This window comes from Stenotrophomonas maltophilia group sp. P373 (assembly GCF_053295075.1).
Window position 1 is genome coordinate 686,858 of record NZ_CM129994.1, and the last position, 26,845, is coordinate 713,702.

Annotated in this window: 21 protein-coding genes and 1 riboswitch; of the genes, 8 read left to right on the forward strand and 13 right to left on the reverse strand. The window is 65.7% G+C overall.

Annotated features, from left to right (window positions below):
- The first annotated feature begins 80 nt into the window (after positions 1 to 80).
- On the forward strand, positions 81 to 1,271 hold the full coding sequence (locus ACSYHF_RS03105; RefSeq protein ID WP_447576075.1) for a hypothetical protein: 1,191 nt from the start codon (positions 81 to 83) through the stop codon (positions 1,269 to 1,271).
- Positions 1,272 to 1,315: 44 nt separating this feature from the next.
- Here the strand turns inward: ACSYHF_RS03105 and ACSYHF_RS03110 are convergent, their stop codons facing one another.
- Together ACSYHF_RS03110 and ACSYHF_RS03115 are read right to left on the reverse strand one after the other, a co-directional pair.
- A complete protein-coding gene (locus tag ACSYHF_RS03110) occupies positions 1,316 to 2,200 on the reverse strand; it encodes a hypothetical protein (RefSeq protein WP_005415263.1) in 885 nt (294 codons plus the stop codon).
- Positions 2,201 to 2,349: 149 nt separating this feature from the next.
- Complete coding sequence (locus tag ACSYHF_RS03115) at positions 2,350 to 2,970, reverse strand: hypothetical protein (RefSeq protein WP_005415264.1); 621 nt, start codon at positions 2,968 to 2,970, stop codon at positions 2,350 to 2,352.
- Between the two features lie 293 nt (positions 2,971 to 3,263).
- Positions 3,264 to 3,409, forward strand: a riboswitch (FMN riboswitch).
- A gap of 74 nt (positions 3,410 to 3,483) precedes the next feature.
- Here ACSYHF_RS03115 and ACSYHF_RS03120 point away from each other — a divergent pair.
- The 5 genes from ACSYHF_RS03120 (at position 3,484) to thiL (ending at position 7,405) form a co-directional block, all read left to right on the forward strand.
- Positions 3,484 to 4,110, forward strand: coding sequence for a riboflavin synthase (locus tag ACSYHF_RS03120; RefSeq protein WP_111128400.1), 627 nt, complete (start codon positions 3,484 to 3,486; stop codon positions 4,108 to 4,110).
- Positions 4,107 to 5,207 (forward strand): 3,4-dihydroxy-2-butanone-4-phosphate synthase, encoded by a 1,101-nt coding sequence (gene ribB / locus ACSYHF_RS03125; RefSeq protein WP_005415266.1) that lies wholly within the window; start codon positions 4,107 to 4,109, stop codon positions 5,205 to 5,207. Before ACSYHF_RS03120 ends, ribB begins: the two co-directional genes overlap by 4 nt.
- A 171-nt stretch (positions 5,208 to 5,378) precedes the next feature.
- On the forward strand, positions 5,379 to 5,846 hold the full coding sequence (ribH, locus tag ACSYHF_RS03130) for a 6,7-dimethyl-8-ribityllumazine synthase (RefSeq protein ID WP_005415267.1): 468 nt from the start codon (positions 5,379 to 5,381) through the stop codon (positions 5,844 to 5,846).
- Positions 5,843 to 6,322 (forward strand): transcription antitermination factor NusB, encoded by a 480-nt coding sequence (gene nusB / locus ACSYHF_RS03135; RefSeq protein ID WP_005415268.1) that lies wholly within the window; start codon positions 5,843 to 5,845, stop codon positions 6,320 to 6,322. The genes ribH and nusB overlap by 4 nt, the downstream gene beginning before the upstream one ends.
- A 120-nt stretch (positions 6,323 to 6,442) precedes the next feature.
- Positions 6,443 to 7,405, forward strand: coding sequence for a thiamine-phosphate kinase (thiL, locus tag ACSYHF_RS03140; protein WP_005415269.1), 963 nt, complete (start codon positions 6,443 to 6,445; stop codon positions 7,403 to 7,405).
- A gap of 192 nt (positions 7,406 to 7,597) precedes the next feature.
- Here the strand turns inward: thiL and ACSYHF_RS03145 are convergent, their stop codons facing one another.
- The 7 genes from ACSYHF_RS03145 to ACSYHF_RS03175 all read right to left on the reverse strand — a co-directional run bounded on the left by ACSYHF_RS03145 (position 7,598) and on the right by ACSYHF_RS03175 (position 16,751).
- The gene (locus tag ACSYHF_RS03145) at positions 7,598 to 7,969 is read right to left on the reverse strand and encodes a DUF805 domain-containing protein (protein ID WP_005415270.1); all 372 of its coding nucleotides are present in this window, start codon (positions 7,967 to 7,969) and stop codon (positions 7,598 to 7,600) included.
- 128 nt (positions 7,970 to 8,097) lie between these two features.
- On the reverse strand, positions 8,098 to 8,508 hold the full coding sequence (locus ACSYHF_RS03150) for a hypothetical protein (protein WP_447576076.1): 411 nt from the start codon (positions 8,506 to 8,508) through the stop codon (positions 8,098 to 8,100).
- 448 nt (positions 8,509 to 8,956) lie between these two features.
- On the reverse strand, positions 8,957 to 9,403 hold the full coding sequence (locus ACSYHF_RS03155; protein ID WP_447576421.1) for a DUF805 domain-containing protein: 447 nt from the start codon (positions 9,401 to 9,403) through the stop codon (positions 8,957 to 8,959).
- Between the two features lie 63 nt (positions 9,404 to 9,466).
- On the reverse strand, positions 9,467 to 9,880 hold the full coding sequence (locus tag ACSYHF_RS03160; RefSeq protein WP_111174759.1) for a hypothetical protein: 414 nt from the start codon (positions 9,878 to 9,880) through the stop codon (positions 9,467 to 9,469).
- Positions 9,881 to 10,535: 655 nt separating this feature from the next.
- Positions 10,536 to 13,187, reverse strand: a complete 2,652-nt coding sequence (locus tag ACSYHF_RS03165; protein WP_447576077.1) for an autotransporter family protein — start codon at positions 13,185 to 13,187, stop codon at positions 10,536 to 10,538.
- A gap of 415 nt (positions 13,188 to 13,602) precedes the next feature.
- On the reverse strand, positions 13,603 to 15,159 hold the full coding sequence (locus ACSYHF_RS03170; protein ID WP_447576078.1) for an autotransporter family protein: 1,557 nt from the start codon (positions 15,157 to 15,159) through the stop codon (positions 13,603 to 13,605).
- Between the two features lie 935 nt (positions 15,160 to 16,094).
- Positions 16,095 to 16,751: an autotransporter outer membrane beta-barrel domain-containing protein gene (locus tag ACSYHF_RS03175; protein WP_329888427.1), complete on the reverse strand. Its 657-nt coding sequence runs from the start codon at positions 16,749 to 16,751 to the stop codon at positions 16,095 to 16,097.
- Positions 16,752 to 17,086: 335 nt separating this feature from the next.
- Between ACSYHF_RS03175 and ACSYHF_RS03180 the strand changes: the two genes are divergently transcribed.
- Positions 17,087 to 20,317, forward strand: coding sequence for an autotransporter family protein (locus tag ACSYHF_RS03180; protein ID WP_447576079.1), 3,231 nt, complete (start codon positions 17,087 to 17,089; stop codon positions 20,315 to 20,317).
- A gap of 194 nt (positions 20,318 to 20,511) precedes the next feature.
- A complete protein-coding gene (locus ACSYHF_RS03185) occupies positions 20,512 to 22,533 on the forward strand; it encodes an acyltransferase family protein (RefSeq protein ID WP_447576080.1) in 2,022 nt (673 codons plus the stop codon).
- 110 nt (positions 22,534 to 22,643) lie between these two features.
- Here the strand turns inward: ACSYHF_RS03185 and ACSYHF_RS03190 are convergent, their stop codons facing one another.
- The 4 genes from ACSYHF_RS03190 to ACSYHF_RS03205 all read right to left on the reverse strand — a co-directional run bounded on the left by ACSYHF_RS03190 (position 22,644) and on the right by ACSYHF_RS03205 (position 26,772).
- Positions 22,644 to 24,029: an FAD-binding oxidoreductase gene (locus ACSYHF_RS03190; RefSeq protein ID WP_262222090.1), complete on the reverse strand. Its 1,386-nt coding sequence runs from the start codon at positions 24,027 to 24,029 to the stop codon at positions 22,644 to 22,646.
- Positions 24,026 to 24,607: a metal-dependent hydrolase gene (locus ACSYHF_RS03195; protein WP_053498116.1), complete on the reverse strand. Its 582-nt coding sequence runs from the start codon at positions 24,605 to 24,607 to the stop codon at positions 24,026 to 24,028. Before ACSYHF_RS03195 ends, ACSYHF_RS03190 begins: the two co-directional genes overlap by 4 nt.
- 85 nt (positions 24,608 to 24,692) lie before the next feature.
- Entirely contained in the window at positions 24,693 to 25,061 is a 369-nt protein-coding gene (locus ACSYHF_RS03200) for a YraN family protein (RefSeq protein ID WP_375367817.1), read from the reverse strand.
- Positions 25,051 to 26,772: a penicillin-binding protein activator gene (locus ACSYHF_RS03205; protein WP_111128433.1), complete on the reverse strand. Its 1,722-nt coding sequence runs from the start codon at positions 26,770 to 26,772 to the stop codon at positions 25,051 to 25,053. The genes ACSYHF_RS03200 and ACSYHF_RS03205 overlap by 11 nt, the downstream gene beginning before the upstream one ends.
- Between the last annotated feature and the right edge of the window lie 73 nt (positions 26,773 to 26,845).

Here is a 26,845-nt window from a genome sequence, read left to right on the forward strand (position 1 = left end):
GCGGGAAGAGTCGCTGAGGATCAGCGGCGTTCCATGCATCGGTCCATGCAACTTCTCTGAAAATCTACGGATTGCTGTCTGTGGCAGCAACCTCGGGAGAATTTGAAACTTTCTTCATAGCTGCCTTCGTGACGCGAATGCAGAGTGCTGGGTTTCCCACAGCGGTGACCATCGTGGCGCAATCCTTCCGGATCCGTATGCTTCCTGCGCTCGTTGCGCTTGGGATGGTTGTTTCACCTGCCGCATTCGCAGATGGCGATGAGCCCGGTGCCGTGCGTACCATCACAAGCGAACAGGCGCTGCAGGATCTGACCGCCGTCATTGAGTGCCGGGCTCCTGCTTCGGTGCAGAAACCGTTGTCGCGCCACCTGTGGGCGGTCGCGCTGGGCGACGAGGTTGCGCATCCGTTCGATTCGTGGGTCGTCGCCGAGCAGCCCAACGCGTCCCTGCGCGAAGTCGTTCTACCGTCGTCAATCACGGTGTTCGGCCATCCGACGCAGCGCATTGCAGTGCTTTCCGAAACGGTGATGGCGATCATCGACGGTGTATCGCTGGACGAGATTTCGAGTCAGTTGCATATGCGGCCATTGAGTGAAACGGTCGCCCCTCATATCCACGTTCGGGAGCTTTCACTTCGAAACAGGGGAGCCTTCGGTTTCCAGGTGCGCTCGCTGACTGCATCGCGTATCTCCAGCCATACCGGTGCCGTGCTGATAGGTTGCGAGGATCGCTATGGCGACCGGATGTCGCAGCTGCGCAGGCGTGGCAAAGAGCCAGATACCATGTTCGCGCCAGGCATTGATGTCGCTGCAGAGCTGGACGATGTGCTGAGCTGCAGGGCCGATGCGCTCCGCGCCTATACGGCGGGTTGGGCGGTGGGCATGTCAGCCCACACGGCTGACCCGCGCTTCAGGGATTGGAAGACTGGGGAGGACGAAGAGGGCTATTCCTGGTGGGCGCCGCCGTCGCCGCTGATGATCGCCGGCAAGCCCGTTTCGCGTTTCGTGAAGCTCGGTCAGACCCTCTATGCCGAGCTCGATGGAGACATCGCGCAGGCCCTGGCTGAAGACTGGGATCTTCCTCCCTACGACGGCTGGGACGACGTCGCCTACGTCGGCTTCCACGACACCGACACGGCGGCCGATGGCTGGCTGGAAGATCGCGCGCGCATCGTACGCGCGTGGGCGCCCGGCAAGACCCTGCACGGCTGCGAATACCAGCAGAACCGTCCGGAGTTCGGTGAACATCCGGACGATGATGACGACGGCTGAGGGCCGCAGGGAATCGCTGGGCACGCCCCGGCGCTACATCGTGCTCATGTGCACTCGTCGGTCCACATCATCTCGGCGATCGGGCGCAGCGCCTTGCACTCCTGCGTCATCTCATCGGCCGACTTCACCTGTGCCTTGGCCTTCAGTTCCTCGGCCATCGCATCCACGCCGCTGATCTGGTCGGGTGCGATCTTCGCCACGCAGCTGCGGTGCTGCTGCAGCAGCAGGTCGCAGCCGGGTACGCCGGTCACCTTCGGTGCGCTGGCCGCCTGCACGTCCTGCATCCATTCCTCGAACGGTGCCAGCGCCCCGGTCACGGTGCCCACCAGATCATCGAAGTTGCCGCTGTACCAGTAGCCGTTGTCCTTGGCCGGGTACAGGGTGAAGGTGCCGCTGACCGGCACGCGCGCGCCGCTCTGCAGCGCCTGGGTGTAGGCGTCGGTGAACTGCTTGCGCGAGGCCGGGCGGGCGTCGGCGGCAAGGCTGGCGGCGAACAGCGGACGTACCTTGCCCAGGTCGGGCACCTGGCAGCTGAAGGTGATGCGCGCCAGCTTCTGGTCGTCCACGTACTCGTTGTCTTCAATCACGCTCTTGCTGGCACGGCACTTCGAGTCACGCAGGGCCTTGACATACATCGCCTCGCTGGCGGCCGCATCGGCCTTGGCACCGGTGCTGGCAAGCACGACCTGCCACGGTTCGGCCAGCGCCTTGGCCAATGCGCCCGGGTTCGGGGTTACCGCATCCTGGCCGTCGAAGGCAGGCTTCAGTGCATCGTTGAGGGTGCGGGTCGCGGCGGCATCGTCTTCCAGCAGCACGCGGGCATACAGATCGAAGGCCTGTTCGGGCGTCAGCGTGGCCGGGGCGGCGCTGGCCAGCAGCGGGGCAGCCAGCAGGGCGCTGGCCAGCAGGGTACGCAAGGGGGTCTTCATGACGGTGTTTCCTGTTCCAGAGGCGCGCAAGCCTAGCGCATCTTTGCGCAGGCCCGACGGCGCCCTGTGATCACGTGCCGACGCGCGGGGCAAAAAAACGGGCCCCTTGCGGGGCCCGTTCGATCGCACGACGAGGAGCGACCGTTGGATCAGAAGCTGGCGCGGACGCCGGCCGAGTACTGGGTGACGTCGCGGTAGCCGGAGATCTCGCCCACCAGACCCCAGGTCTTGGTGAAGTTGATCTGGCCGCCAACAGTGCCGACCCAGGTGCCCTTGTAGTTGTTGCCGCCATCCATGTAGCCGGCCTTGGCCCAGGCTTCGGTCATGCGCGACGGCTTGCCGCGGATGCCCATGGTGACGCGGCCCAGGTTGGTGTGGTCCTTGCCGTGGTAACGCACACCGTCATAACGCAGGGTCGATTCGGCGTTCTGGCGCACCCAGGCGGCATCGGCGGTGAAGTCCAGGCGGTCGGTCCACGGCATGTGGTAGCCGATACCCAGCTCCGGCTGGTTCAGTTCCAGCTTCAGCGAATCTTCGCCGTAGTGGCGGGTCTTGCTGGTGCGCGACCAGCCACCGAACACGTAGACCTGCTCGGCCAGCGCGACCGAACCGCGCAGATAGCCACCGTCGACCTTCGGGTCGTCCAGCAGGTTGTCGTCAACCTGGACCTGGGTCCAGCCGCCTTCAACGTAGGTGTAGCTCAGGGCCTCGGCCGAAGCCGAGAACGGGGCGGCGGCCAGCAGGGCGGCCACGATCAGGATCTTGCGCATGGGAATTCCTGTGAGTTTCAGTCCATTGGCGGGCCTGCCCTCGCGGCTGCCCGTGGCGACCTCATGTCGTCCGCTGCGGATTTTAATGAAAGTTTTACAAAATGCGAGAGACGGCCGTCACAGGCTGGGGCGGACCGGGGTTGGGGGTCGGATCCGTTTCCCATCGGGAAACGGCCCTGACCCCAGTGCTGCTGCGCCACCGGTCCATGGGGTCAGAGCCCTTTCCTGCGGAAAGGGATCCGACCCCGTTCAGCACGGGCTGGTACACTGCGCGGGCCGGTTCGCCGGTACACAAACGTCTTCAGGGCGGGGTGCAATTCCCCACCGGCGGTAGGTGCGCAAGCACGAGCCCGCGAGCGCCCCGGCCCACGGCCGGGGGTCAGCAGATCCGGTCCAATGCCGGAGCCGACGGTCATAGTCCGGATGAAAGAAGACGGTGCCACAGGGCTCTTGCCCTGCGTGCACCTGTTTGCCTTGCGGCGTTTTTCGCTCACTTTTCGCGGAGAACGTTACTTGTTTACTGGAATCATCGAAGGCGTCGGCCGTCTGGCCGCACGCGAATCCATCGGCGGCGATGTCCGCTTCACCTTCAATGTCGGGAATCTGCCGTTCGACAACGTGCAGATGGGCGAGAGCATTGCCATCAACGGCGTCTGCCTCACCGTCATCGCGTTCGACGCCCGCAGCTTCCAGGCCGACGCGTCCACCGAGACTCTGGGCCTGACCACGCTGGGCCAGCTGGGCGAGGGTGCGGTCATCAACCTGGAGCGCGCCATGCGCCCGACCGACCGCCTCGGCGGCCATCTGGTCAGCGGCCACGTCGACGGCCTCGGCCAGGTGCTGTCCATCCATGAAGATGCACGTGCCCAGCGCTGGCGCTTCGCCGCGCCGGCCTCGCTGCGCCGCTACATCGCCAGGAAGGGTTCGATCTGCGTGGACGGCGTCAGCCTCACCGTCAACGAAGTGGACGATGAAGGCTTTGAAGTCGCCCTCATTCCGCACACCGTGGCCAACACCGCCTTCTCCGCCACGGGCGTGGGCAGTCCGGTCAATCTGGAAATCGATCTGGTCGCCCGTTATGTGGAGCGGTTGATCAGTGTGCCGACCAACGGTCAGCACCCACACGGAGATGCCGCATGAATTTCGCCCCGATTCCGGAAATCCTGGAAGACATCCGCCTGGGCCGCATGGTGGTCATCGTCGATGACGAAGACCGAGAGAACGAAGGCGACCTGATCATGGCCGCCGAGCTGGTCAAGCCGTCGGACATCAACTTCATGGTCACCCATGGCCGTGGCCTGGTGTGCCTGCCGCTGACCCGCACCCGCGCCGCCGACCTCGGCCTGGCGCCGATGGTGCAGGCCAATACCGCGCAGTTCCAGACCAACTTCACGGTCAGCATCGAGGCCGCCGAGGGCGTTACCACCGGCATCTCGGCTCACGACCGCGCCCACACCATCCGCACCGCAGTGAAGCCCAACGCCAAGCCGTCGGACCTGCACCAGCCGGGCCACATCTTCCCGCTGATCGCCCAGCCGGGCGGCGTGCTGACCCGCGCCGGCCATACCGAAGCCGGCGTCGACCTGGCCATGCTGGCCGGGCTGGAACCGGCCGGCGTGCTGGTGGAGATCCTGAACCCGGATGGCAGCATGGCGCGCCGCCCGGAACTGGAAGTGTTCGCCCGCGAGCACGGCCTGAAGATGGGCTCCATCGCCGACCTGATCGCCTACCGCCTGGCCACCGAAAAGACTGTTGAACGTGTGGACGAGCGCGACATCGACACCGAATTCGGCCCGTTCAAGCTGGTGACCTACCGCGACCGCATCGCCCACGACCTGCATTTCGCCCTGGTCCGCGGCACGCCGGATGCGGAAACACCGACCCTGGTGCGCGTGCAGGTGGAAAACCCGCTGGCCGACCTGCTGCACTGGCGCCGTGACGACTTCGGCGTGGCGGCCACCGACGCCCTGCGTGCAATCGATGCCGAGGGCGCAGGCGTGATGGTGGTGCTGTCGGCCCCGCGCGATGGCGAAGCCCTGCTGGCCCGCCTGCGCCAGCAGCCGGCGCCGGTGGTGCCGGGCAAGGACAAGGACGTGGGCCAGTGGCGCCGCAACGGTGCCGGCGCACAGATCCTGTCCGACCTGGGCCTGGGCAAGCTGCGCGTGCTGGGCACCCCGCGCCGCCAGATCGGCCTGGCCGGGTACGGCCTGGAAGTGGTGGAGACGGTCACCCTGTAATGAGTAGTGCCGGCCGCTGGCCGGCAACCGCATCCCCGGGATTGCCGGCCAGCGGCCGGCACTACCGGTGGGTGCCGACCGTTGGTCGGCACACCCTGAAGGCCCCCGCCAGCCACGGCCGGGGCCCATCCACGCTAGAATTACCCCCTTATCGAGTCCCCCAAGCCGCATATGAGCCACTACGAAGGCGATCTTCGCACTCCCGAGTCGGCGCGCTTCGCCATCCTGGCCAGCCGCTGGAACGCCCGCATCACCGACGCGCTGGTCGCAGGCGCCCGCCTGAGCCTGGCCGGCAACGGCATCACCGAAGCCAACATCGACGTGATCCGCGTGCCGGGTGCCTGGGAACTGCCGCTGGTGGCTGCACGCCTGGCCGCCGCGCATGAACACGCCGCCATCCTCACCCTGGGCTGCGTGATCCGTGGCGACACCCGCCACTACGAACACGTGGCCGACCGCTGCGCCGAAGGCCTGATGCGCGTGCAGCTGGATTTCGGCGTGCCGGTGCTGAACGGCGTGCTGGCGGTGGAACGCGTTGAAGACGCCGAGGCCCGCGCAGGCGGCAGCCACGGCAACAAGGGCGAGGAAGTCGCACTCGCCGCACTGGAAATGGTCAATCTGCTGGAGCAACTGCCATGAACAAGAACACCCAGGGCAAGCCCTCCGGTAAACCCGTCCGCCGCGATGGCGTCGATCCGGTGCTGCGCTCGCGCGCCCGTCGTCGTGCCGTGCAGGCCATCTACGCCTGGCAGATCTCCGGCGGCAACGCGCAGTCGCTGATCGCCCAGTTCGCCCACGAGCAGGCCCGCGAAATCGCCGACCTGGCGTACTTCGAGGCGCTGGTGCACGGCGTGCTCGACAACCGTCGCGACATCGACGAAGCGCTCGGCCCGTACCTGGACCGTGGCATCGAGGAAGTGGATGCGATCGAACGCGCGGTGCTGCGCCTGGCCGCCTACGAGCTTCGCTACCGCCTGGACGTGCCGTACCGCGTGGTGATCAACGAGGCCATCGAATCGGCCAAGCGCTTCGGTTCCGAACATGGCCATACCTACGTCAACGGCGTGCTGGATCGTGCCGCCGTGGAATGGCGCAAGGTCGAATCGGGTCACTGACCCGCCTGTGGTAGTGCCGGCCGCTGGCCGGCAGCTGCAGGGATCCTGAGGTTGCCGGCCAGCGGCCGGCACTACCGCCCACCGCGCCTTGCGCGGCACGTACAACAGCGGGAACGCCCCATGTCCCTGGCCGAATTCGCCCTCATCGACCGCATCCGCGCCCGCACCCTCGAGCGCGACGACATCCTGCTCGGCATCGGTGACGACGCCGCGTTGCTGCAGCCGCGTGCCAACGAACAGCTGGTGGTCACCGCCGATACGCTCAACAGCGGCGTGCACTTCCCGGTTGAGACGCCTGCCTTCGACATCGGCTGGAAGACCCTGGCGGTCAACCTGTCGGACTTGGCCGCGATGGGCGCGCGCCCGGCGTGGTGCACGCTGGCACTGTCGCTGCCGGAAGCATCTGAAGATTGGATCGAGGCCTTTGCCGATGGCTTTTTCGCCCTGGCCGACCAGCACGACATCGCGCTGATCGGTGGCGACACCACGCGCGGTCCGCTGTCGCTGTCGGTGACCGCGATGGGCCAGGTCGGGCGCGGCCAGGCCCTGCGGCGCGACCGCGCACAGGCAGGCGATGACATTTGGGTCAGTGGCACGCTCGGCGATGCCGCCGGTGCGCTGCGCCTGTGGCAACAAGGTGCGTTGAGCATCGCCACCGCCACGCTGCTGGCCGACTACGAAAGCCTGCGCCTGCGCCTGCTGCGGCCGACGCCGCGCGTGACCCTCGGCCTGCGCCTGCGGGCCTTCGCGCACGCGGCGGTGGATGTGTCTGACGGCCTGCTGGCCGACCTCGGTCATATCGCCACGCGCAGCAACCTGGCCGCGCACGTGGATGCCGATTTGCTGCCGATCTCGCACGCACTGCGGGAACTGCTCGGTCGTGAGGCCGCACGCGACTGCGCACTGCGCGGGGGCGACGACTACGAGCTGTGCTTTACCGCCGCCGCCGACCAGCGCGACGCACTGCACTACCTGGCCGAATCGCTGGACGTGCCGCTCACCCGCATCGGCCGTATTGCCGAAGGGCAGGGCGTGCACGTGGACGGCGAAGCCGCCGGCGGCGGTTACCAGCACTTCGCGTAGCAGCAACGGTACTGCCCTGCTGGGTCAACCTTCGGGGTGGGGTCAGATCCCTTTGCGCCGCAAAGGGATCTGACCCCAAGTGAAGCACATCGATGTTGCTCTGGTAGGTGCCAACCTTGGTTGGCACGGATGTGTCAGCATCCGGTGGCACATCCGTGCCGACCAAGGTCGACACCTACCAACGCGGGCTGGTTACACGTGCGGAACCGGCGCACCGAAGCGGTTGCCCCCCGGCGTGCCGGGCAGCAGCAGGAACACCAGCAGCACCAGGCTGACGAACGGCACGAACCCCAGCAACAACCACCAGCCCGAACGATCGGTATCGTGCAGGCGGCGGATGGTGGCCGCGATGGACGGCAACACGAATGCCAGCCACATCACTACGCCCAGGCCGGTGGCGACCAGCGCCAAGCCCTGCGAACCGCTGTAGCCGGCGTAGAAGCTCAGCAGATACAGCGGGATCGAAATGATCATGATGAACAACTGGAACCACCAGAATTCGCTGCGGCCTGCGCGGCCAGTGAACTGCGCATAGCGGGTGAGCGGAACCATCATCTTGTGCATCGATACACTCCCTGGAAAGAAGTGCGCACTATTGGTGCTGCCGTGACGATGAGCCATCGGAATCATTGCAATCGCCAGTGGCAGGCGACTGAACTGAGCGCTCCTCCGCAGTTCAGGACGCGAGCTGCTCACGCTGCCCGCAACTGCACATCCACATACTCGGCCAGCCCGCGACACGCCAGCAGCAGGCCCTCGCGCGCGCCATCACCCATCTGCTGATCGATATCACCGTCCACGCGTACGCGTTCGGTGGCGTGCAGCAGTTCCAGCAGGAAACTCAGCCCCGCATTGGCGCGGTCGATGCGCGCCATGGCCAGGCGCTGCCCGGGTGTGCGGTTGGTGCCGGGCCACGGCTGCCCATCGGCGGCATCGCCCTGGCGGATGTGCTGCAGGCAGGCCTGCAGGGTAATGGCCCCGGCACTGTTGCCGGTCTGCAGCGCAACGAAGGTATCTTCCAGCGTGCGGGCCAGGTCATCGGGCAGGCGCGTGGCGGCCTCGCCCAGGGTGGCGAACAGGTGCGGGTAGGGGGAAGCGGTCATGGCGGCGTCCTTGTGCAAGCGGCAAGGGACCACCCTGCTTAACAGCGAGGGTGGCGGACGGTGCGTGGTTGCAATACCGGTGGCTAATGTCGTCAAACGCCGGCGGGCACGAGGCCCCCACGCACCGCCCGCCATAGGTGCGCGGACAGAATGCCTGCCGACGCCACCCAACAAGGAAAGGGCGACGCCGGCAGGCAAGCGTAAACGACATTAACCAAACGGGATTGCAAGCCCGTGCCACCCGTTGTCGGTGGCGGTCCATCATTTGCACGCAGCGCCAATGCTGCCAATGAGAAAAATTGGAAAGTAGAAAAAATACGAATGTTTGCAGCGATCTGGCGAAAGCCGTCAATGCATGCAGATCGCGACATCATTTGTAGTGCCGAGCCGATGCTCGGCTTATCACGTGCAGCCGCGCGCTCGGTATCTACAAAATGCGAAATTGGATCTAGCGTGGCGCAGGTCCATAGAGGTTATCGCCCTCCTGGCCAGGGCGAAGCATCTGCAGCAGTACAAAGGCGGGTCCAACTGCAGGGACCATGAACGTAAGGCACATCCAGCCAGACTGCCCCAGATCTCGAAATCTACGAGCGACGAGCGCGTAGAACGGGACGAGGCTGAGCATGATGTAGCCAAACCAGATGTACGCAAACAGATCGCTCAATCGCATGCCCTCCCCAAGGACATCAGGCGGAAATCGGCGGGAGGTGTATGCGGCGATACCGACGATCAATAGGCTCACCACGACCTGCAGGAGGGAGAACAGCCAGAACTCGCGTCTTGATGATCGCCCTTTGAAACAGGCGAAAAGACGAAAGGGGCGTAGTGCAAGACTGATCATGTTGAAGATGGATGATGGGCTGGTCGCCGAGCGTACCGGCCTTGTCCGGAGCATGCGATACAACAAGTTGCAGATTGATCGGTTTTCAACGCCGCCCCGTCGATTGATGAATCGGCCCTAGTGATGGGTGGGATCTCGCGTCGTGAGCTGGATCTGCTCTGATTTCGCAAAGGCGTCTTGGGCGTCACTCAGCCTCTGGAGGTCTGTATCCATGCGCTCGATGGCGGGTTCCAAGCGAGCCAGAAGCGATGCGGATTGCTCAGGGGTGTAGCCATCTGGAAGCTCTGCCAGGGCCACCATGATGGAGAACATGTCTTCGACGCTTTGCAGTGATATGAGGAGATGCCGGTGCAGATCCGCTGCCTCAGAGCGATGTGTCATGCGTTCTGCAGCTGCTCGCCGCTCGACGGCATTCTTGTGCGCCACCTGTAGTCGATACTGAAACTTTGAGAGGTCATCCCCATTATTGATCGCACCATAGAATTCATCTGCCCATGGGCCGTCGTTCCACGTATTGATCGTTTCGACCATGCTGTTCCACTTCGCTACGTTCTCCTCCAGGTAGCGGTCATTCGGATATGTGTAGCCCCGCGCATGTGGGAGAGCATCACATGCCGCAAGAAGGCCAATAGCCAGGAGCAGCAGAAGACGGGTCGCGCATTTCATATGAGTTATCAACGGCTGGGAGGAAGGGCCTAAGCTGGCGTGGTCAGATGGACCAGAAGCAGCTGCGACGCTCGACTCGGTGCTCGGGCATCCAGTGGATGGTGAGTCTAGGAGCGCAGATGTGAGGCGCTCAAGGTCAAAGGCGACAAGGGGGTGTCGTCGTGGTTGAGTCGTAGGTACTCCCGGTGAGTGATCCAACCGTCATGACGCCTTTCTGACGACGCGTGGGCATATCGATGATCCGCGTGTGCGAGTCGATTGCACCCATCGTGCTCGGAGCGGGTCGCTCTTTGTCAGGTGGACTGGAACAACAACTGAGGCTCATGGCGCGGGGTAGCGATGCGATAGACGATGGACTGGTTCGTATGACCTGCGATGTCGTCCGCCAGAGGCGACCTGCTCGCCGCAGTCGCCGGTAGAATGGACGCCTTCGGCGCTGCGGACGAGCGGCCGAGCATGGCCCGGCTCTACAGAACGCAGTACGGCGCCGGAATCATCCGGCGCCGTGCGTGTTTCTACATTACCAGCGGTACGACATGCTCAGATTGGCGGTGGCTTCGCGGTACCCATGGTCACCGCGCATCACACCAAATCCACCCCAGGCACTCAGTCCAGAACGGAAGTCCACACGTGCACCGGCATTGAGCTCGTAGCGGTTGCGCGGCACGCTGGCCTTCAGCGCTTCATCATCGAACGCCATGCCGTTGCTGGCGCCATCGCGGTACCAATTGGCCACCACATACGGGCTGACCGAGGCACCCGCTGCCGAGCGGGATTCGCCCTGCAGGCGCAGGCCCACGCGACCGGACAGGCCGCTGTCGCCCAGGCTGCGCACCACGGTGCCGTTGGTTTCCTCGTGGCGATCGGTGCTGGCGTCGGTGTAGACCAACTGCAGTTCCGGCTGCAGGCTCAGCGCGGTGCGGCCGATCTGGCCGATGCCGAAACGGTAGCCTGCTTCCAGCGACGACTGCCAGATGTCCGAGTCGTAGCGTTCCTCGGCCAGGCCTTCGCCCTGCACGCGGTTGCGGAACTGGCCGCGCTGAACGCTGGCATCCACATACAGTGCATCGTTGCTCCAGTTGCCGTACACGCCCAGCGCGCCGCCGTTGACCTTGCCGCGTGCGCTGTAGCCGGTCAGCTGCGAACGCGAGGTGGCATCGGACTTGGCCAGCGTACCCATCACGCCCACGCGGCCCTGGCCGTTGTCGAACACGCCGATGTCTGCACCCAGCTGCAGGCGCGAGCGGTCCACGCGCAGGTCCAGCTGGTCTTCCACCGCCGACAGCTTGCTCTGCGTGGCATCCACGCGAGCCCAGCCACGCACGCCCTCAACGGCGGAGGTGCTGCCGCCCTGGCGGTCGCGCCAGCCGTGGCGCAGCAGTTGGTCCATTGCGAACTGGTTGGCCAGGTACGCACCCGCTTCCGGGCGCAGCACCGGGGTGGGGTCGACGGGATCGATCGGGTCAATCGGATCGATGGGTGTGCACTCAGGGAGTGTCGGGTCTACCGCGCATGGGTCTGGGTCGGCGCCGGCCTGCGAACGCAGGTACCAGTTGCCATTGGCATCCTTCACCAGGAAATACTCGTACTGCCCGCCTACCGCGCGACCAATCAGGTCGAACTGCGCGTTGGATGTACCACCGATGTCGATCAGCTCGATGCCGCGGTTGGTCTTCGCACCAACACCACCGGCATTGAGCACACGTACATTGGCTTGACCGTTGGCATCGCCGTTAATCACCAACTTGTCGGTCGCCGAAGTGTCGTCGCCCAACGCCGTGTTGAAGACCACCAATGTGCCATCGGCGTTGAACTCATCGACGGTCAAGGTGTTGAAGGTGCTGCCATCGCCCAGTTCGAGAATGGTCGAGCCGCGCATTGACAGGCGTCCCGTCGCGCTGTCTCCGGTCATTCTCCAGCGGGAATCGTTGATCCTGATATCGTCGATGTTGCTGGCTGCTCCAACCAATGCACTGTTGTTCTCGAGCAGCACGGAAACGTTCGTCCTCTGCTCAGCAACGAGGTTGCCGATGAGATGGGACTCGGAGGCCGTCAGCGCAACGGTGCCGCCGCCAAGCGCGTTCAGCGCAACCGCACCGGTGACGAGTGAACCATCGGCCAGGTCGATGAATGCGGTTGTTCCAGGATTGCCGCCCGCAAAGAGGCCCGGCCCTGTCCCCGCGCTGACGGAAGAACCTTGTAACTGCAGGGTGCTGTCCGATGATGCTGCGATAACAGCGACGCCTTCCTCAGCGCCGGACAGTGATGATCCACGAACCGCTGCGGCGGCGTCGTTGATCTGCAGGGCGCTGCTTTTGGAGGACGTGCCTCCAACAAGGGTCGAGTTGGATATCTCCAGCGTCGCACCGTACACCGCTGCCGCCAGACGCCCGGCGGAGATCGTACTGTCGGATAGCTGGATGACGCCGCCGGGGGCACTTCCAGGTCCGGTTCCTATGCGAAGTCCTGTCCCATCACTGTTGATCGTCGATCGACGCATTTGTGCATCACCCGCACGGATGTCGACGCCGATGTCGGCAGACGTCACGCGTAGATCCTCGGCGGAGAGGTTGCCGCCGATCTGCAGGATTCCCTGCACGCCGCCGGCCGTGCCGCCCCGCCCTTGGGCGATCACATCCACGTTGCGCAGTTCGAGCGTGCCGCCCTCCTTGCTGAACGCTCGGGTTGCCACAGTGATAGTACTGTCGGCCATATCCACGTGCGTGTCGTACTGGCGGAAGCCTGTGTAGTCCGACTCAACCGTCATGTTCTGCATCGAAAGGCTACTGCCTGACCGAATGACGCCCGCATACGGATCGAACCCCCCTGTCGCGATGATGCTGCTGTTTGCCAGCGTGGCCTGGGAGGAATCCTGGAGCCAGAGACCATCGGCGATGCTTGCACCATCGGCAATCAGTGTCGCGCCTCTTGCGGTCACACTTCCACTTGTTGCCCCCCGTGCCAGAGTGAGCGTGGCACCTGTTTCCACACTCCAGTTCTCAGTGGCATCACCTTCTTTGACGGTGTGCGAGGTGCCCGGCGCAACCGTGCCGGCCAACGCCGCCACGGGTGACATGGAAAGGGTAATGAGGATAGGCAATAGGCCCTGCACAAGCGTGCGCCGCGTCAGAGGGCGTGGTTGGAAGTGAACGGTCATGGTCTTGTCCTTCATGGTTGGAAGTCGCGAGACTCCGCATGACGTCAGAAGATCCCTATTCACGCATGCGCGTATTATGTTGACGCGACGTGAAGAGGGCGTGGTTCAGTGTCGTTTGCGTCAGTACTTGTCTGGAATGAAGTCAGTCTCGCGAAACCGCCCCCCAACGACCATGCAAATAGTTGCAAAGCCAGCTCTCGCCAGACCACTTGGCCTCGTGTGTTCAGTGTCTGTCAGTCGCTATTGGGTCTGTGGCAGCCTGCACGCAGTTTGAGATTCCCGGCACGGACCTGTGCGTTGGCTACATGCCGGGCCATCTCGTTAAATGGGGACGATTGGATAAGCCGGGATGCAGCGCAGCCGAGCATGGCTCGGCTCTACAGAAAGCAGCACGGCGCCGGAAACATCCGGCGCCGTCCTTTCAATTACATCACCAGTTGTACGACATGCTCAGATTTGCCGTCGCTTCGCGGTAGCCGTGGTCACCGCGCATCACGCCAAATCCACCCCAGGCACTCAGCCCGGAACGGAAATCCACACGTGCACCGGCATTGAGCTCGTAGCGGTTGCGCGGCACGCTGGCCTTCAGCGCTTCATCATCGAACGCCATGCCGTTGCTGGCGCCATCGCGGTACCAATTGGTCACCACATACGGGCTGACCGAGGCACCCGCTGCCGAGTGGGATTCGCCCTGCAGACGCAGGCCCACGCGACCGGACAGACCGCTGTCGCCCAGGCTGCGCACCACGGTGCCGTTGGCTTCTTCGTGGCGGTCGGTGTTGGCGTCGGTGTAGACCAGCTGCAGTTCCGGCTGCAGGCTCAGCGCGGTACTGCCGATCTGGCCGACGCCAAAGCGGTAGCCGGCTTCCAGCGAGCTCTGCCAGATGTCCGAGTCGTAGCGTTCCTCGGCCAGGCCTTCGCCCTGCACGCGGTTGCGGAACTGGCCGCGCTGAACGCTGGCATCCACATACAGGGCGTCGTTGCTCCAGTTGCCATACACGCCCAGCGCGCCACCGTTGACCTTGCCGCGTGCGCTGTAGCCGGTCGGCTGCGAACGCGAGGTGGCGTCGGACTTGGCCAGCGTGCCCATCAGGCCGACGCGGCCCTGGCCGTTGTCGAATACGCCGATGTCCGCGCCCAGCTGCAGGCGCGAGCGGTCCACGCGCAGGTCCAGCTGGTCTTCCACCGCCGACAGCTTGCTCTGCGTGGCATCCACGCGAGCCCAGCCACGCACGCCCTCAACGGCGGAGGTGTTGCCGCCCTGGCGGTCGCGCCAGCCATGGCGCAGCAGTTGGCCCATCGCGAACTGGTTGGCCAGGTAGGCGCCGGCTTCCGGGCGCAGCACCGGTGTGGGGTCGACTGGGTCAATGGGATCGACCGGGTCTACCGGTTCAACAGGATCAACAGGATCAACCGGTTGGCACTGCGGTAGTGCGGGGTCGGCATCACACGGATCCGAGCGCAGGTACCAGTCGCCGTTGGTGGCGTCCTTGAACAGGAAGTACTCGTACTGCCCGCCCACCGCGCGGCCCTGCAGGTCGAACTGCGCGTTGGACGCACCGCCGACGCGGATCAGCTCGATGCCCTTGTCGGTCTTGGCGCCTGCGCCGCCGGCATTGAGCACGCGCACGTTGGCCTGGCCGTTGGCATCGCCCTTGATGATCAGCTTGTCGGTGGCCGAGGCATCGTCGCCCAGTTGGGTGTTGAACAGCAGGGTGCCGCCAGCGCCATCGAAGGTATCCATGCTGAGCGTGTTGAACGTGCTGCCGTTGCCCAGCGCCACGGTGCCGGTGCTGCCCAGGGCGAGGTGGCCGACGTTGCTGCCGCCGGTCATCAGCCAGGTGCTGCCGCTTTCGATGCTGGCCGAGGTGACGTTGATAAAGCGGCCATCGATCTGTGCCTTGTTGCGCAAGCGAACATCCAGTCCGCCATGGCTGACACCTGCCGTGTCCAGAACAATGTCGCCGGCCACGCGCGAATCATCCACGGCAAACCTGATCGATGCAGGACCAGGGTTGCCAGGACGATATGCAGCCACCTGTAGCAGCGTCCCGTTTCCTGCGTGAACACGTGTGCCGTTTGCGAGGGTGATCTCGAAGCGATCCTGTGCGCCCATCGTGGCAACCCGTATGGCAGGCCCCCGGCCGGAGCTCAGCGTCGAGGCGTCGACTGTCAGTCGCACCGGAGCTGTAGCGTAATCGTCACCGTAGAGCAGCGCGCCGACGTTGGCCGCCTCGATGCGGGAACCATTCCGGATCGAAGTCCGGCCATGACCCAAGCGCAACCCGAGACCGTCCTGATTGTCCCAAGGTGTAGATCCTCCGTCATCGACCTGGATGAGGGTTGAATCAATGACCGCGACGCCATCGACAGCCTGGAGGACTGCCGAACTCAGATCCACACCGATGGACTGTATCGCGGAAGGGTCCAGGCCTTCGCTGCGTGTCACCAGGATGCGGCTGCCGGTCAGGTGCACAGAGGCGGAGCCCGCCACGATCAGGCCCTTGCCGCGGAAGGTTGAGTCGCGTGCGGTCAATGACGAGGTGTCGCCCAGCAGCACGGAGCCTGGTTCCCAGGAGGAAGGATCGCTGATCGTGGCACCATCAAGTTCGACCACGCTGTCATCGAATGCCTCGATGCCGAGCGCTTCCGCGTTCTGTACGTGCAGGCTTGAGCCTGCGTACAGCGTCCAGGTCTCTACGGGGTCTCCGGCGGAGACAAGTGCGGACTCACCGACCAGTTCACGGGAGAATGCCGCGTTGCTATGCATGGCAAGTAACGCCAGCAACAGGCCAGAACCTAGTGGGTGCAAGCGGAGATTCGTCGGAAGGACGAGGGCGTTCGGATTGAGCATGGCGTTATCGAGAGGCTGGAGAAAGGAGAGGCCCACCCCGTCGCTCTGCGATAGGGCGGGCAAGACGACTACCAGCGATTGGCCACCACGTGCGGCCTGACCGACGCACCGGCGGCACTGCGGCCCTCGCCCTGCAGGCGCAGGCCCACGCGGCCGGACAGGCCGCTGTCGCCCAGGCTACGCAGCCCTACCGCGCGGTCCTGCAGGTCGAACTGTGCATTCGATGCACCGCCCACGCGGATCAGCTCGATACCCTTTTCGGTCTTGGCGCCTGCGCCACCGGCATTGAGCACGCGCACGTTGGCCTGCCCGTTGGCGTCGCCCTTGACGATCAACTTGTCGGTGGCCGAGCTGTCGTCACCCAGCTGGGTGTTGAACAGCAGGGTGCCACCGGCGCCATCGAAGGTATCCACGCTGAGCGTGTTGAACGTGCTGCCATTGCCCAGTGCCAGGTGGCCGACGTTGCTGTCGCCGGTCATCAGCCAGGTGCTGTCGCTGTCGATGCTGGCCGAAGTAGCGTTGATGGCTTCTGCACCCTGCAGGTCAAGCCAGGCGCCATTGCGAATCGTCCACTCTTCAATGGGGGTGCCCGCTTCGATCGTGGCTTCTGTGCCGTCCAGCGTACCGGCAAAGGCATTGGATGCCGGCAGCAGGGCCAGCGCTGCCGGCAGGCAATGCGCCAGCGACTGCATCGGCAGGGGTACCAGTCGGCAACGATCTTGCATGATCATCTCCATAGGCGAGAAAAACGTTCAGCTCGGCACTGACTGCAATCCGGCTTAGGGGCGATTCAGGCAGTAGGCTTATAAGTCAATACTTCGTGAAGGTGACGTCATTTCGTGGCACTAGCGTCAGTCTGTGCTGCGAGGGGCCCAGTTTCTCCGTGGCGCCGCACCGCGACCATGCAACTAGTTGCAAAGGACGCTTACCCGCTGTCGCGCCCCAGATTGTGTTCAGTTACATGTGGTAGCCGGCTGCGGCCACCCGGAATTGCAAGAGATTCGATGTCTGTGGCTGCAGCAATCTTCAACCATGCCTCCCACTTTTCCGGAGGCATGCCATGCACTTCCCCATTTCCCAACCATCCGCTCTGGCGCTGTCGTTGGCCGCCGCACTGGCCTCAACTGCACCCGCGCTGGCGCAGCAGATCATTGCCGACGGCGACGAGCAGACTCCAGCGGCGGGTGACTACGCCACCACAGAACCCGTCGAGCCGGGCAACCCTGCGGGCTACGCGTTCCATGCCATCAATGGCGGCAGCATCGTTCCCGCAGGTGAGGTCAATCTTCGCACCGAGGGTATGTATGCTGCCGCCGCGCGTGCCGAAGGCACGGGGAGCCGTGTCGAGCTCCAGCAAGGGAGTGCGACCACTACCGGCTATGGTGCTGCAGGTCTCTCCGCCGCCAATGACGGGCTGGTGCAGGCCACCGGTACGCGTATACAGACCTTTGGCACGGCATCCAATGGCGCCGAGGCAATGGGTGGCCAGCTGGTACTGGATCAGGTTCATATCACCACGCACGCGGCGCTGTCACACGGTGTCTCGGTGAAGGGTGGCAATGCGCATGTGGTGGATAGCGTGATCGAGGTCAATGCCAGCCAATCCAATGGACTGGATGCGGATGCCGGCAACGTGGTCGCAGAGCGGACCCGCATCGAGATTGGTGGGAGTGGCTACGGTGTGTCGGTCAAGAACGGCGGGGACGTGCACCTGCGCTCGGTCCAGATCAATGGGCGTGGCGCGGGTGCTACGGGGGTATTGGCCGCATTGGGAAGAACGATACTGGAGGATGTGGACATCAACCTCAGCCATGAGCGCTCCGGCGCCGGTTTGATGATTGGTGGTGACGTCGAAATGCGCGGGGGCAGCATCCATGCCGGCGGAACCAATGCCAGTGTGATCAGTTTTGCCACTGGCAGCAGCGGAACGTTGCTGTTGGAGGGTGTTGAGATGTCCGGGCATCACGGCATTCACATGACTGCAGGCACCGAGGTGACGATGCGCAACAGCCGCCTCGAAACCAATTCGGTGGGCATCAACATCAACCAACGCGACGGCGTGGCCAGCGTGCTCGGCTCATCCATCACCACGCGCGATGGTGTTGGCATCCTGATGATGGGCAAGGGTGAGCTGGATGTGGACGGCTCGGAGATCACCGCGGACGGTGAGTTCTGGCAGGCCATCTCGGTGCTGGATGGAACCGCCCGGGTGGCGTCCAGCCGATTGCGCACGCTCGGCCAGAACGGCCACGGCCTGTATGCGGAGGGTTCCGGCGGGAAAAATCCGCAGGTGAGCGCAGGCATGACCGACATCCTGACCGAAGGACACGGCGCCATCGGCGCGATCGCGCGCTTGGGCGGTACCGTGCACTTGTCCGACAGTGTGGTGCGCACCACCGGCATCAACTCGCACGGTGTGTTGTCGGGCGGTACAGGCGAAATGACCCTGACCAATACCCATGTGCGCACCGAAGGCGAGGGCGCGTGGGCGGCGGTGATCAACGACAACGGTCGGATGCGCATCGACGGCGGCTCGCTGGTGAGTGCGCAGCACGGCGGCGTGTGGCTGCGCAGCAGCCGCGACCCGGGCCTGACGTTGTCCAATGGTGCCTTGGTGTCGGGTGGCAACGGCATCGGGTTGGCGTTGGACGCCGCTGTGGCCGGGCGCTTCGATCTGGTGCTGGACGGTCGCTCGCAGCTGGTGGGTGACATCGTCATCACTCCCGAAGATGAAGACGCCGGGCTGGTGCCGCAATCCGAAGTGCATGCGCGCCTGGCCGACGGTTCGCTGTGGCAGGGTTCATCCGATCTGGTGCAGACGCTGGCGATCGAGGGTGGCAGCCAGTGGACGCTCACGGGCGATGCCACGGTTGGTGGACTGCAGGTGCTTGGCAGCGGGCTGGCGTTGTCCGATGGCACCGGTCGCTTCAACACGCTCACCGTGGACGGCGACCTGCACAGCGAGAACGCCATCTTCCTGTTCCAGGGCGCGCTGGCAGGCGATGACAGCGCGATCGACCGCCTGCATGTGCGCGGCGACAGCTCGGGCGATGCAAGCATCCTGGTGAAGAACATGGGCGGTGTGGGGGCGCCCACGGTGGATGGCATCCGGTTGATCGAAATCGACGGTGCGTCCCTGGCGAGCTACACGCTGGCCGGGCGTGCGGTCGGTGGGTCGTACGAGTACTTCCTGTTCAAGGGCGGTGTGACCGATCCTTCCGATGGCAACTGGTACCTGCGTTCGCAGTGGTTTGATGCCTGCAAGGACAACCCGGCCGGGCCAGGATGCGTGGTCGATCCTGGCCCGGATCCGATCGATCCGACCGACCCTGTGGACCCGGTGGATCCAGTCGATCCGATCCTGCCGCCGCCGGTACTGCGCCCGGAGGCCGGTGCCTACCTGGCCAACCAGTCTGCAGCGATCAACCTGTTTGCACACCGCATGCATGAGCGCATCGGCACCCGTTCGTGGGGCACTGAGCGCCAGGCCTGGGCACGGGTGGGCCGGCAGCAGGCCGATTCCAGCGCGGTCGGCAGTCAGCTGTCGGTGGACGGCGCCGCCTCGGTGCTGCAGATCGGCAGCGATCTGCTGCAGCGTGGCAATGCCGCGTTCGGCGTCATGCTCGGCAGCGGCCGCGCCGACAATCGTGCCGTCTCGCGGCTGACCGGCTACAGCGCCACCGGCCGGGTGCGTGGCAACGCAGTGGGTGTATACGGCACCTGGCTGCAGGATGCTGGAGGCGCGCAAGGTGCCTACGTGGACGCAGCGCTGCAGTACGGCCGCTTCGACAACCGGGTGCAGGGCATCGGCCTGGAACCGGAGCGCTATGACTCAGGCATGGCCAGTGCGTCGCTGGAGACCGGCTACACCTTCACCGTGTGGCAGGGCCCCACCAGCGCGCTGTACGTGCAGCCGCAGCTGCAGCTGAGCCATGTCGACTTCCGCGCCGATCGGCACGTGGAGAGCAATGGCACGGTGGTCGACCAAGCCGATGCCGGTGGCCTGAGCGGGCGCCTGGGCGTGCGCGTGTTCGGTCACGGCACTGCAGCCGGCAACACGGTGCAGCCGTACCTGGGCGTGAACTGGTTGCGTGGCAGCGGCAGCAGCACGTTGCAGTTCAACGGTGAGACGCTGGGCGCGGACGTGCCACGCAACCGTTACGAGGTGCAGGCTGGTGCCGAGCTGAAGCTGGGCCAGCGCTGGGGGGCGTGGGGTGGCGTGAGCGTGCAGCGCGGCGAAGGCGGCTATCGCAACGTGGGTGCCCAGGTGGGCTTGCGCATGGCCTGGTAAGCGGGCGTGCAGCGGGGTCGGATCCCATTGCCATGGCAGTGGGCTCTGACCCCTGGCTGCTGCCGTAGAGCCGAGCCTATGCTCGGCTCACCGCGATCTGAACGAAGAGCAGCCGAGCATGGCTCGGCTCTACAACCGCGTCGAGCGGGGGCGGGACCTGAACGATGTCCATGTCTGTCGCGATCGTCCATTGAATGACTACGCAAACGGTGGCGATGCTGCCGGATCGCTCGCTGCCGGTCACCCGCATGTCTGCTCCCGAACGTTCCCACAACGCTGCCATTGACGGCCTGCGTGCATTGGCGGTGCTGGCCGTCATCCTGTTTCACACCAACGCAGCCTGGTTACCGGGTGGCTTCACCGGTGTGGACCTGTTCTTCGTGGTGTCCGGCTTCGTGATCAGCCAGTCGTTGGCTTCGCGCGCCCATGCGTCGCTGGGCGCGATGCTGCTCGATTTCTACCGGCGCCGCGTGCTGCGCCTGTTGCCGGCGCTGCTGGTGATGCTGGTGACCACTTTCATACTGTCTGCGCTGTTCATTCCCCGCGCGTGGCGCAATGAGCAGTTCGACCAGACCGGCTGGGCCGCGCTGGTCGGCTTCAGCAACATCGTGCTGGCTGGCCAGCAGGACGACTACTTCTCACCCGGCGCGGAACTGAACCCTTTCCTGCACACGTGGACGCTGGGCGTGGAGGAACAGTTCTACCTGGTCTTCCCGCTGCTGTTCTTCGTCTGGCTGCGCGGGCGTGAGCGCTGGCCGTGGTCGCGCTGGTTGTTGCCGGTGCTCACCCTGCTGTCGCTGGCGTGGGCAGGCTGGCAGGCGCAGACGGCACCGGCGGCAGCGTTCTACCTGCTGCCGGCGCGATTCTGGGAGCTGGCTGCGGGCGCGCTGCTGTACCAGTGGATGCGCACGCGCACGCCGGGCCAGAACGGTGATGCGGTTGCAGTGGTCGGTCTGGCACTGCTGGGTGCAGGCGTGGTGATCGCACCGCAGCTGGCGATGCCGGTTCCAGGCGTGCTGGCCACCGTGGCCGGTACCCTGCTGCTGTTGGCAAGCGTGTCGATGCCGGGGACATCACGCCTCGCCCGCGCGCTGGGCTGCGCACCGCTCGCCTACCTGGGGCGCCTGTCCTATTCGCTGTACCTGTGGCATTGGCCGCTGCTGGTGCTGCTGCGCTGGACCTACGGCCTGCACGGCGCCGCGCTGTGGCTGTATCCGGTACTGCTGCTGGCGCTATCGGCTGTGTCGTATCACTTCATCGAGCGTCCGCTGCGCAGTGCGTTGCCGCTGCTGCGCCTGGCACCGGCCAAGGTGCTGGCGATGGCGGTACCGCTGGTGGCGCTGTGTGGCGCGGGTGCCTGGGCCACGGTGGAGTACCATGAGCAGGTCTCGCTGAGCGTGACCCGCGACGGCTATGCATGGCAGGCGCGTCGCTACCCCGCGTGGCGCCCATTGGAGCCGGTGAGTGCGCCGGCGCTTGAAGGGCGGCGCCTGTTCGTGTCCGGCGATTCGCACGCGGCGGCGTATCGCACCATGACCAGCATGGTCGCGCGCCAGACCGGCATGGAGGTGCGCCAGCAGGATCGCGGCGGCTGCAGCTTCGTCAACCTGCTGCGCGCCAGCCCGTCCGACTGCCAGAGCTTCATTGAGGACGCGTTGTCGACCATCGAGCGCCAGGCACGCCCCGGTGACATCGTGCTGTTGGCGGCCTTGCGCATGCCGGAGCTGCGTGGATTCGACTGGCAGCGTCAGGATGCGCAGGAAATCTACCGTCAACTGCTCGCCGAGCGCACCCCGACCGATGCGCAGGCCGCGCGTGATGAGGCTGATCATGTTCTTGGACGTCTGCAGAAGCTGGGCGTGCATGTGGTACTGGATGCACCGCTGCCGTTGTTCAAGGCCGGTGCGTACCGCTGTTCGGACTGGTTCAACCGCCGCAACCCGGCGTGTGCCGGTGGCCTGAGCATGCCGCGCGATGATCTGGAGAGGCTGCGTGCGCCGCAGATGGCGTTGCTGGCCGAGTTGGCAGCGCGCTATCCATCGCTCACGGTGTGGGATCCGCTGCCGCTGCTGTGCGGGCCAACAACCTGTTCGGCGGTGGAAGACGGGGAGCCGCTGTTCTTCGACAACGACCACCTGAGCGGGCATGGCAACCGCGTGCTGTTGCCCAGTTTCCGGCAGACCCTGATCGATATTGCAGGCGACACGCCGGTGTAGAACCGAGCTCACGCTCGGCTTGCCACGCGGTGCGGGCTTCATCGCGATCTGGTCGAAGCGCAGCCGAGCATGGGCTCGGCTCTACAGGAGTGCGAAGGAGTGTGCGCGGTCTATGCCGGCGGCAGTACCTTGCCCGGGTTGAGGATACCGTCCGGGTCAAGCGCGGCTTTGATCGCGCGCATCGTCGCCAGCGTAGCCGGTGTGAACGCCCGCGCCATGAAATCGCGCTTGGCCAGGCCGATGCCGTGTTCGCCCGACAACGTGCCACCCAGTGCCAGCGTCAGCTCGAAGATCTTCGGCAGCGCGGCATGCGCGCGCGTGTTTTCATCTGCATCCTCCGGGTGATAGAGGATGTTGACGTGCAGGTTGCCGTTGCCGGCGTGGCCGAAGGTGACGATGGTGAGCGCGTAGTCCCGTGCCAGGGCCTGCACGCCGGCCACCAGTTCCGGAATGCGCGACACCGGCACCACCACATCTTCGTTGATCTTGCCCGGCGCGACGCTGCGCAGCGCAGGCGACAGCGCCTTGCGCGCCGCCCACAGCTGGTCGCGCGCGCGGCCTTCCATCGCCACGTCCAGCTCGATCATGCCGTCGCCTTCGGCGGCGCTGGCCAATGCCTGCAACAGATAGGGCAGGGTGTCGTGGTCACCATCGGCCTCGACCAGCAGCATCGCCCCTGCTTCCGGCACATCGGCACCATTCAGCCGCAGCAGTTCCAGGCTGCGCGCATCCATGAATTCCAGGCGGGTGGGTACCACCGGCTGCGACATCAACCGCGACACGGCGGCCGCAGCAGCATCGGCATCGCGGTACAGCACGCGCAGGCCGGCCTGGCTGACCGGCAGCGGGGTCAGTTTCAGCGTGGCTTCCACGATCAGTGCCAGCGTGCCTTCGCTGCCTACCAGCAGGTGGGTGAGGTCGTAGCCGGTGGCATCCTTGGTGTAGGCGCCACCGCAACGGATCACGTCGCCGGTTCCGGTCACCGCCACCAGGCCCAGCACGTTGTCGCGGCTGGTGCCGTACTTCACCGCGCGCGGGCCGCCCGCATTGCAGGCCAGGTTGCCGCCGATGCTGCAGATTTCGGCGCTGGACGGGTCCGGCGCCCAGAACAGGCCGTGCGACGCCAGCGCCTGCTGCAGCGTGCCGTTCAACACGCCCGGCTGCACGACCGCGCAGCGATCACCGGCGCGGATCTCGACGATGCGGTCCATGCGGGTGAACGAGAGTACGATGCTGCCCGGCTGCGGGACCGCGGCACCGGTGGTACCGGTGCCGGCACCGCGCGCGACCAGCGCCACGCCATGCGCGCGGCATGCACGCACTAGCGCCTGCACCTGCTCGATGTCCGCCGGAAACGCCACTGCAGCCGGCCGCTGATGGCGCCATGAGTTGTCCTGTGCGTTGGCCTCCAGCGCGCCGTCATCCATGCGCCAGCCCTCCGCGCCCAGCAGGGTGGACAGTTCAGTAACCAATGCGGTGGGCAGGGCAGGACTCATGACGGATCTCGTGGGGCAGCAGGAGCGGGTTGGATCAGTTTCCAGGCGACAACGGCGCCGGCCAGTGGCAGCCACACCCAGCGCAGTTCGGAGAGCAGGGTAGCCACGCCGCGTGCGCTGAAGAACTGTGGCGCGAACGGTGACACGCGGATGGGGCGCCACGGCGCGAAGAAGCGGTGTTCGCTCCACGGCCAGGCCAGCGCAACGCCCAGGCCACCGGAGGTCATTGCATCCAGCAGCGGATGGCTGGCGGCGCAGACGAAGACAAATACCGCCGCTTGCACGGTAGATGCCAACCTTGGTTGGCACACACCCGCCGACCAAGGTCGGCGACTACCAAAGAACGCCAAGACCGCAGCCAATGCTGCCAGCACGCCGGCAAACAGCAGTGAATGACTGGCGCCACGATGGCCGAACGCATCGGCGTAGGGAATATGCAGCGCAAAGGCCAGTACATCGGCATCGGGCAGCATGGCGGCGATCACGCCGGCGGCCAGCAGGCGCGGCGGGATGCGGCCACGATCCGCGGCGCACCACAGCGCCAGCGGCACAGCGGCATGGGTGATGATCGAAGGCATCAGTCACGCACCGTGGTCGTGCCGGCCGCGGGCCGGCTGCAGGTCCGACGGGTAGTGCCGGCCGCTGGCCGGCAAAGAGTAGCCATCAACAGTCATCCAATCGGAACGCATCCCGCAGCCAGTGCAGCTGCGGCGGTTCGCCACTGGCTTCCACCACATCGAAGCGGCAGGGTGCATTGGCCAGCGCCGGGTTGTCCTGCAGGTACAGTTGCGCGGCATGGGCCAGGCGCCGGCACTTGCGCGCATCCACTGACGCGGCGCCGCCACCGAAATCGGATCGCGCGCGGTAGCGCACTTCCACGAACACCACGGTGCCGGCATCGTCCATCACCAGGTCCAGTTCACCGCCGCGATAGCGCACATTGCGCGCACGCGGCTGCAGTCCGGCCCGTTGCAGGTGCTTCTCGGCGGCGGCTTCCACCGCCGAGCCCCGTTGGCTGCGCTCAGCGACCACCGACGATCGGCATCGGCCGGCCGCCATTGAAGGTGGACCAGGCCGGCTGGCGCAGGATGTTGCCGTTGCTGTCCAGGAACAGGGTGCCGGTGGCACCGTCCAGGCCGCCTTCGTTGGACAGTTTGTCCAGGTAGGCGGTGATCTTCCAGGCGTCGGCACCGAAGGCGAACAGGCGGCCGGCCGCACCGCGTGCGCTCGGCAGGGTGCTGGCCACCTGGCTGGCCGACGGCAGGCCGGACACACTGCGCACGTTCCAGGCTTCGTTCGGATAGACGATGCCGTCCAGCGCGACGTCTTCTTCCACCTTGCCGCTGCCAACGGTCAGCTGCGAGGTGCCAACGCGGGTCGCGCCGCCTGCACCGGCCAGCGCCAGCTGCGGCGCCAGCAGGCGCGCCTGCGGCGCACGCACGGCGAGGAACACGGCATCGACCTGGCCGGCGTTGCGCACCTGCGCGCCGACATCGCCGACGGCATCGGTGACGCCGATCGTGGCCACCACCTGGCCACCGCGCTGCGCGAAGCGCTGGGCAAAGGCGGCGGCGGCACGGCGGCCGGTGTCGTCAGCGCTGTTGATCACCAGCGCCTTGCCGCGCTCGCGGCCACGCAGGTACTCGGCGGCGACGATGCCATCGTCTTCCGGCGCCAGCGAGAAGCCGGCACTGCCGGCCGGCGGTGCGTCCTTGCCGCGGTTCAGGGCCAGCACCGGCACCTGCAGCTGCTGGCGGCCGTACACCGCGTCCACTTCGTCGCGGCCCAGCGGGCCGACCACGAAGTCGGCGCCGGAGGCGACGGCCTTGTCATAGGCGGCCAGGGCACCGGCCGGGGTGCCGGCGGTGTCGAAGAAGTTGATGTCCGGGCGGCGCCGGCTTTCACCGTAGTAGGCGCTCAACAGGCCATCGCGCACCGGCTGTGCGGCAGTGGCCAGGCGGCCGCTGAGCGGCAGCAGCACGGCCAGCTTGGCCGGCGGGCGGTAACCGTCGCTCATCGCCGGCGGGCGCTTGCTGGTGTCGAACTGGGCCGCGCCATCGCGGTCGAACGGGCGCGGCAGCGGCAGGCCGCGCGCGATCAGTGCACGGCCGGCGAAGTTGTAGAGCGGGTCGTTGGCCGGCAGGGCAGCGGCACGGCTGCGGAGGGTGGCGTCGTCGAGGGTGCCGAGCAGGCCGGCAATGGCGGCCTGGTTCTCGCTGCGCGCGCTGCCGGTCAGGCTGGAATGGGCGCGGGCCCGTTCGGTGGCGGCACCGAAGGCATCGCCGGTGCCCTGCAGGGCACTGGCGCGGGCCAGGTACCAGCGCGTACGCAGCGCCGGCAGCACGTTATCGCCGTGGTCCTTCAGCAGGGCCAGTGCCTGCGCCGGCTGCTTGTCGGCCAAGGCGAGCTCGGCACCGGTCAGCTGGTAGCGCTGCAGGCTGGCGCCGGACAGCTGGCGCGCGGTGAGCTGGCCGAGCAGGCTGCGCGCGCGGGCACTGTCGCCGGCGAGGTGCCAGGCCCAGGCCGCATCGGCCAGTGCGTTGCTGCGGGCGCCGCCGCGCAGGGTGGAGGCCAGGCCTTCCAGCTGCAGCGCGGCATCGCGCGGCTTGCCCTGTTCGATCAGCGCCAGCGCCTGGCTCTGGGCCGGCGAATCGGGCGTGCTGGTCAGGCTGGTGGTGGCACAACCGGCCAGCAGCATCAGCGACAACGACAGGGCGGAGATCCGTGCGGCGGGCTTGTTCATGATCGGGTCCATGCGATGGGGGCAGCGGCCTTGGCCGGGTACACGCTACGATTCTACCCTTGCCCCGTGAGTA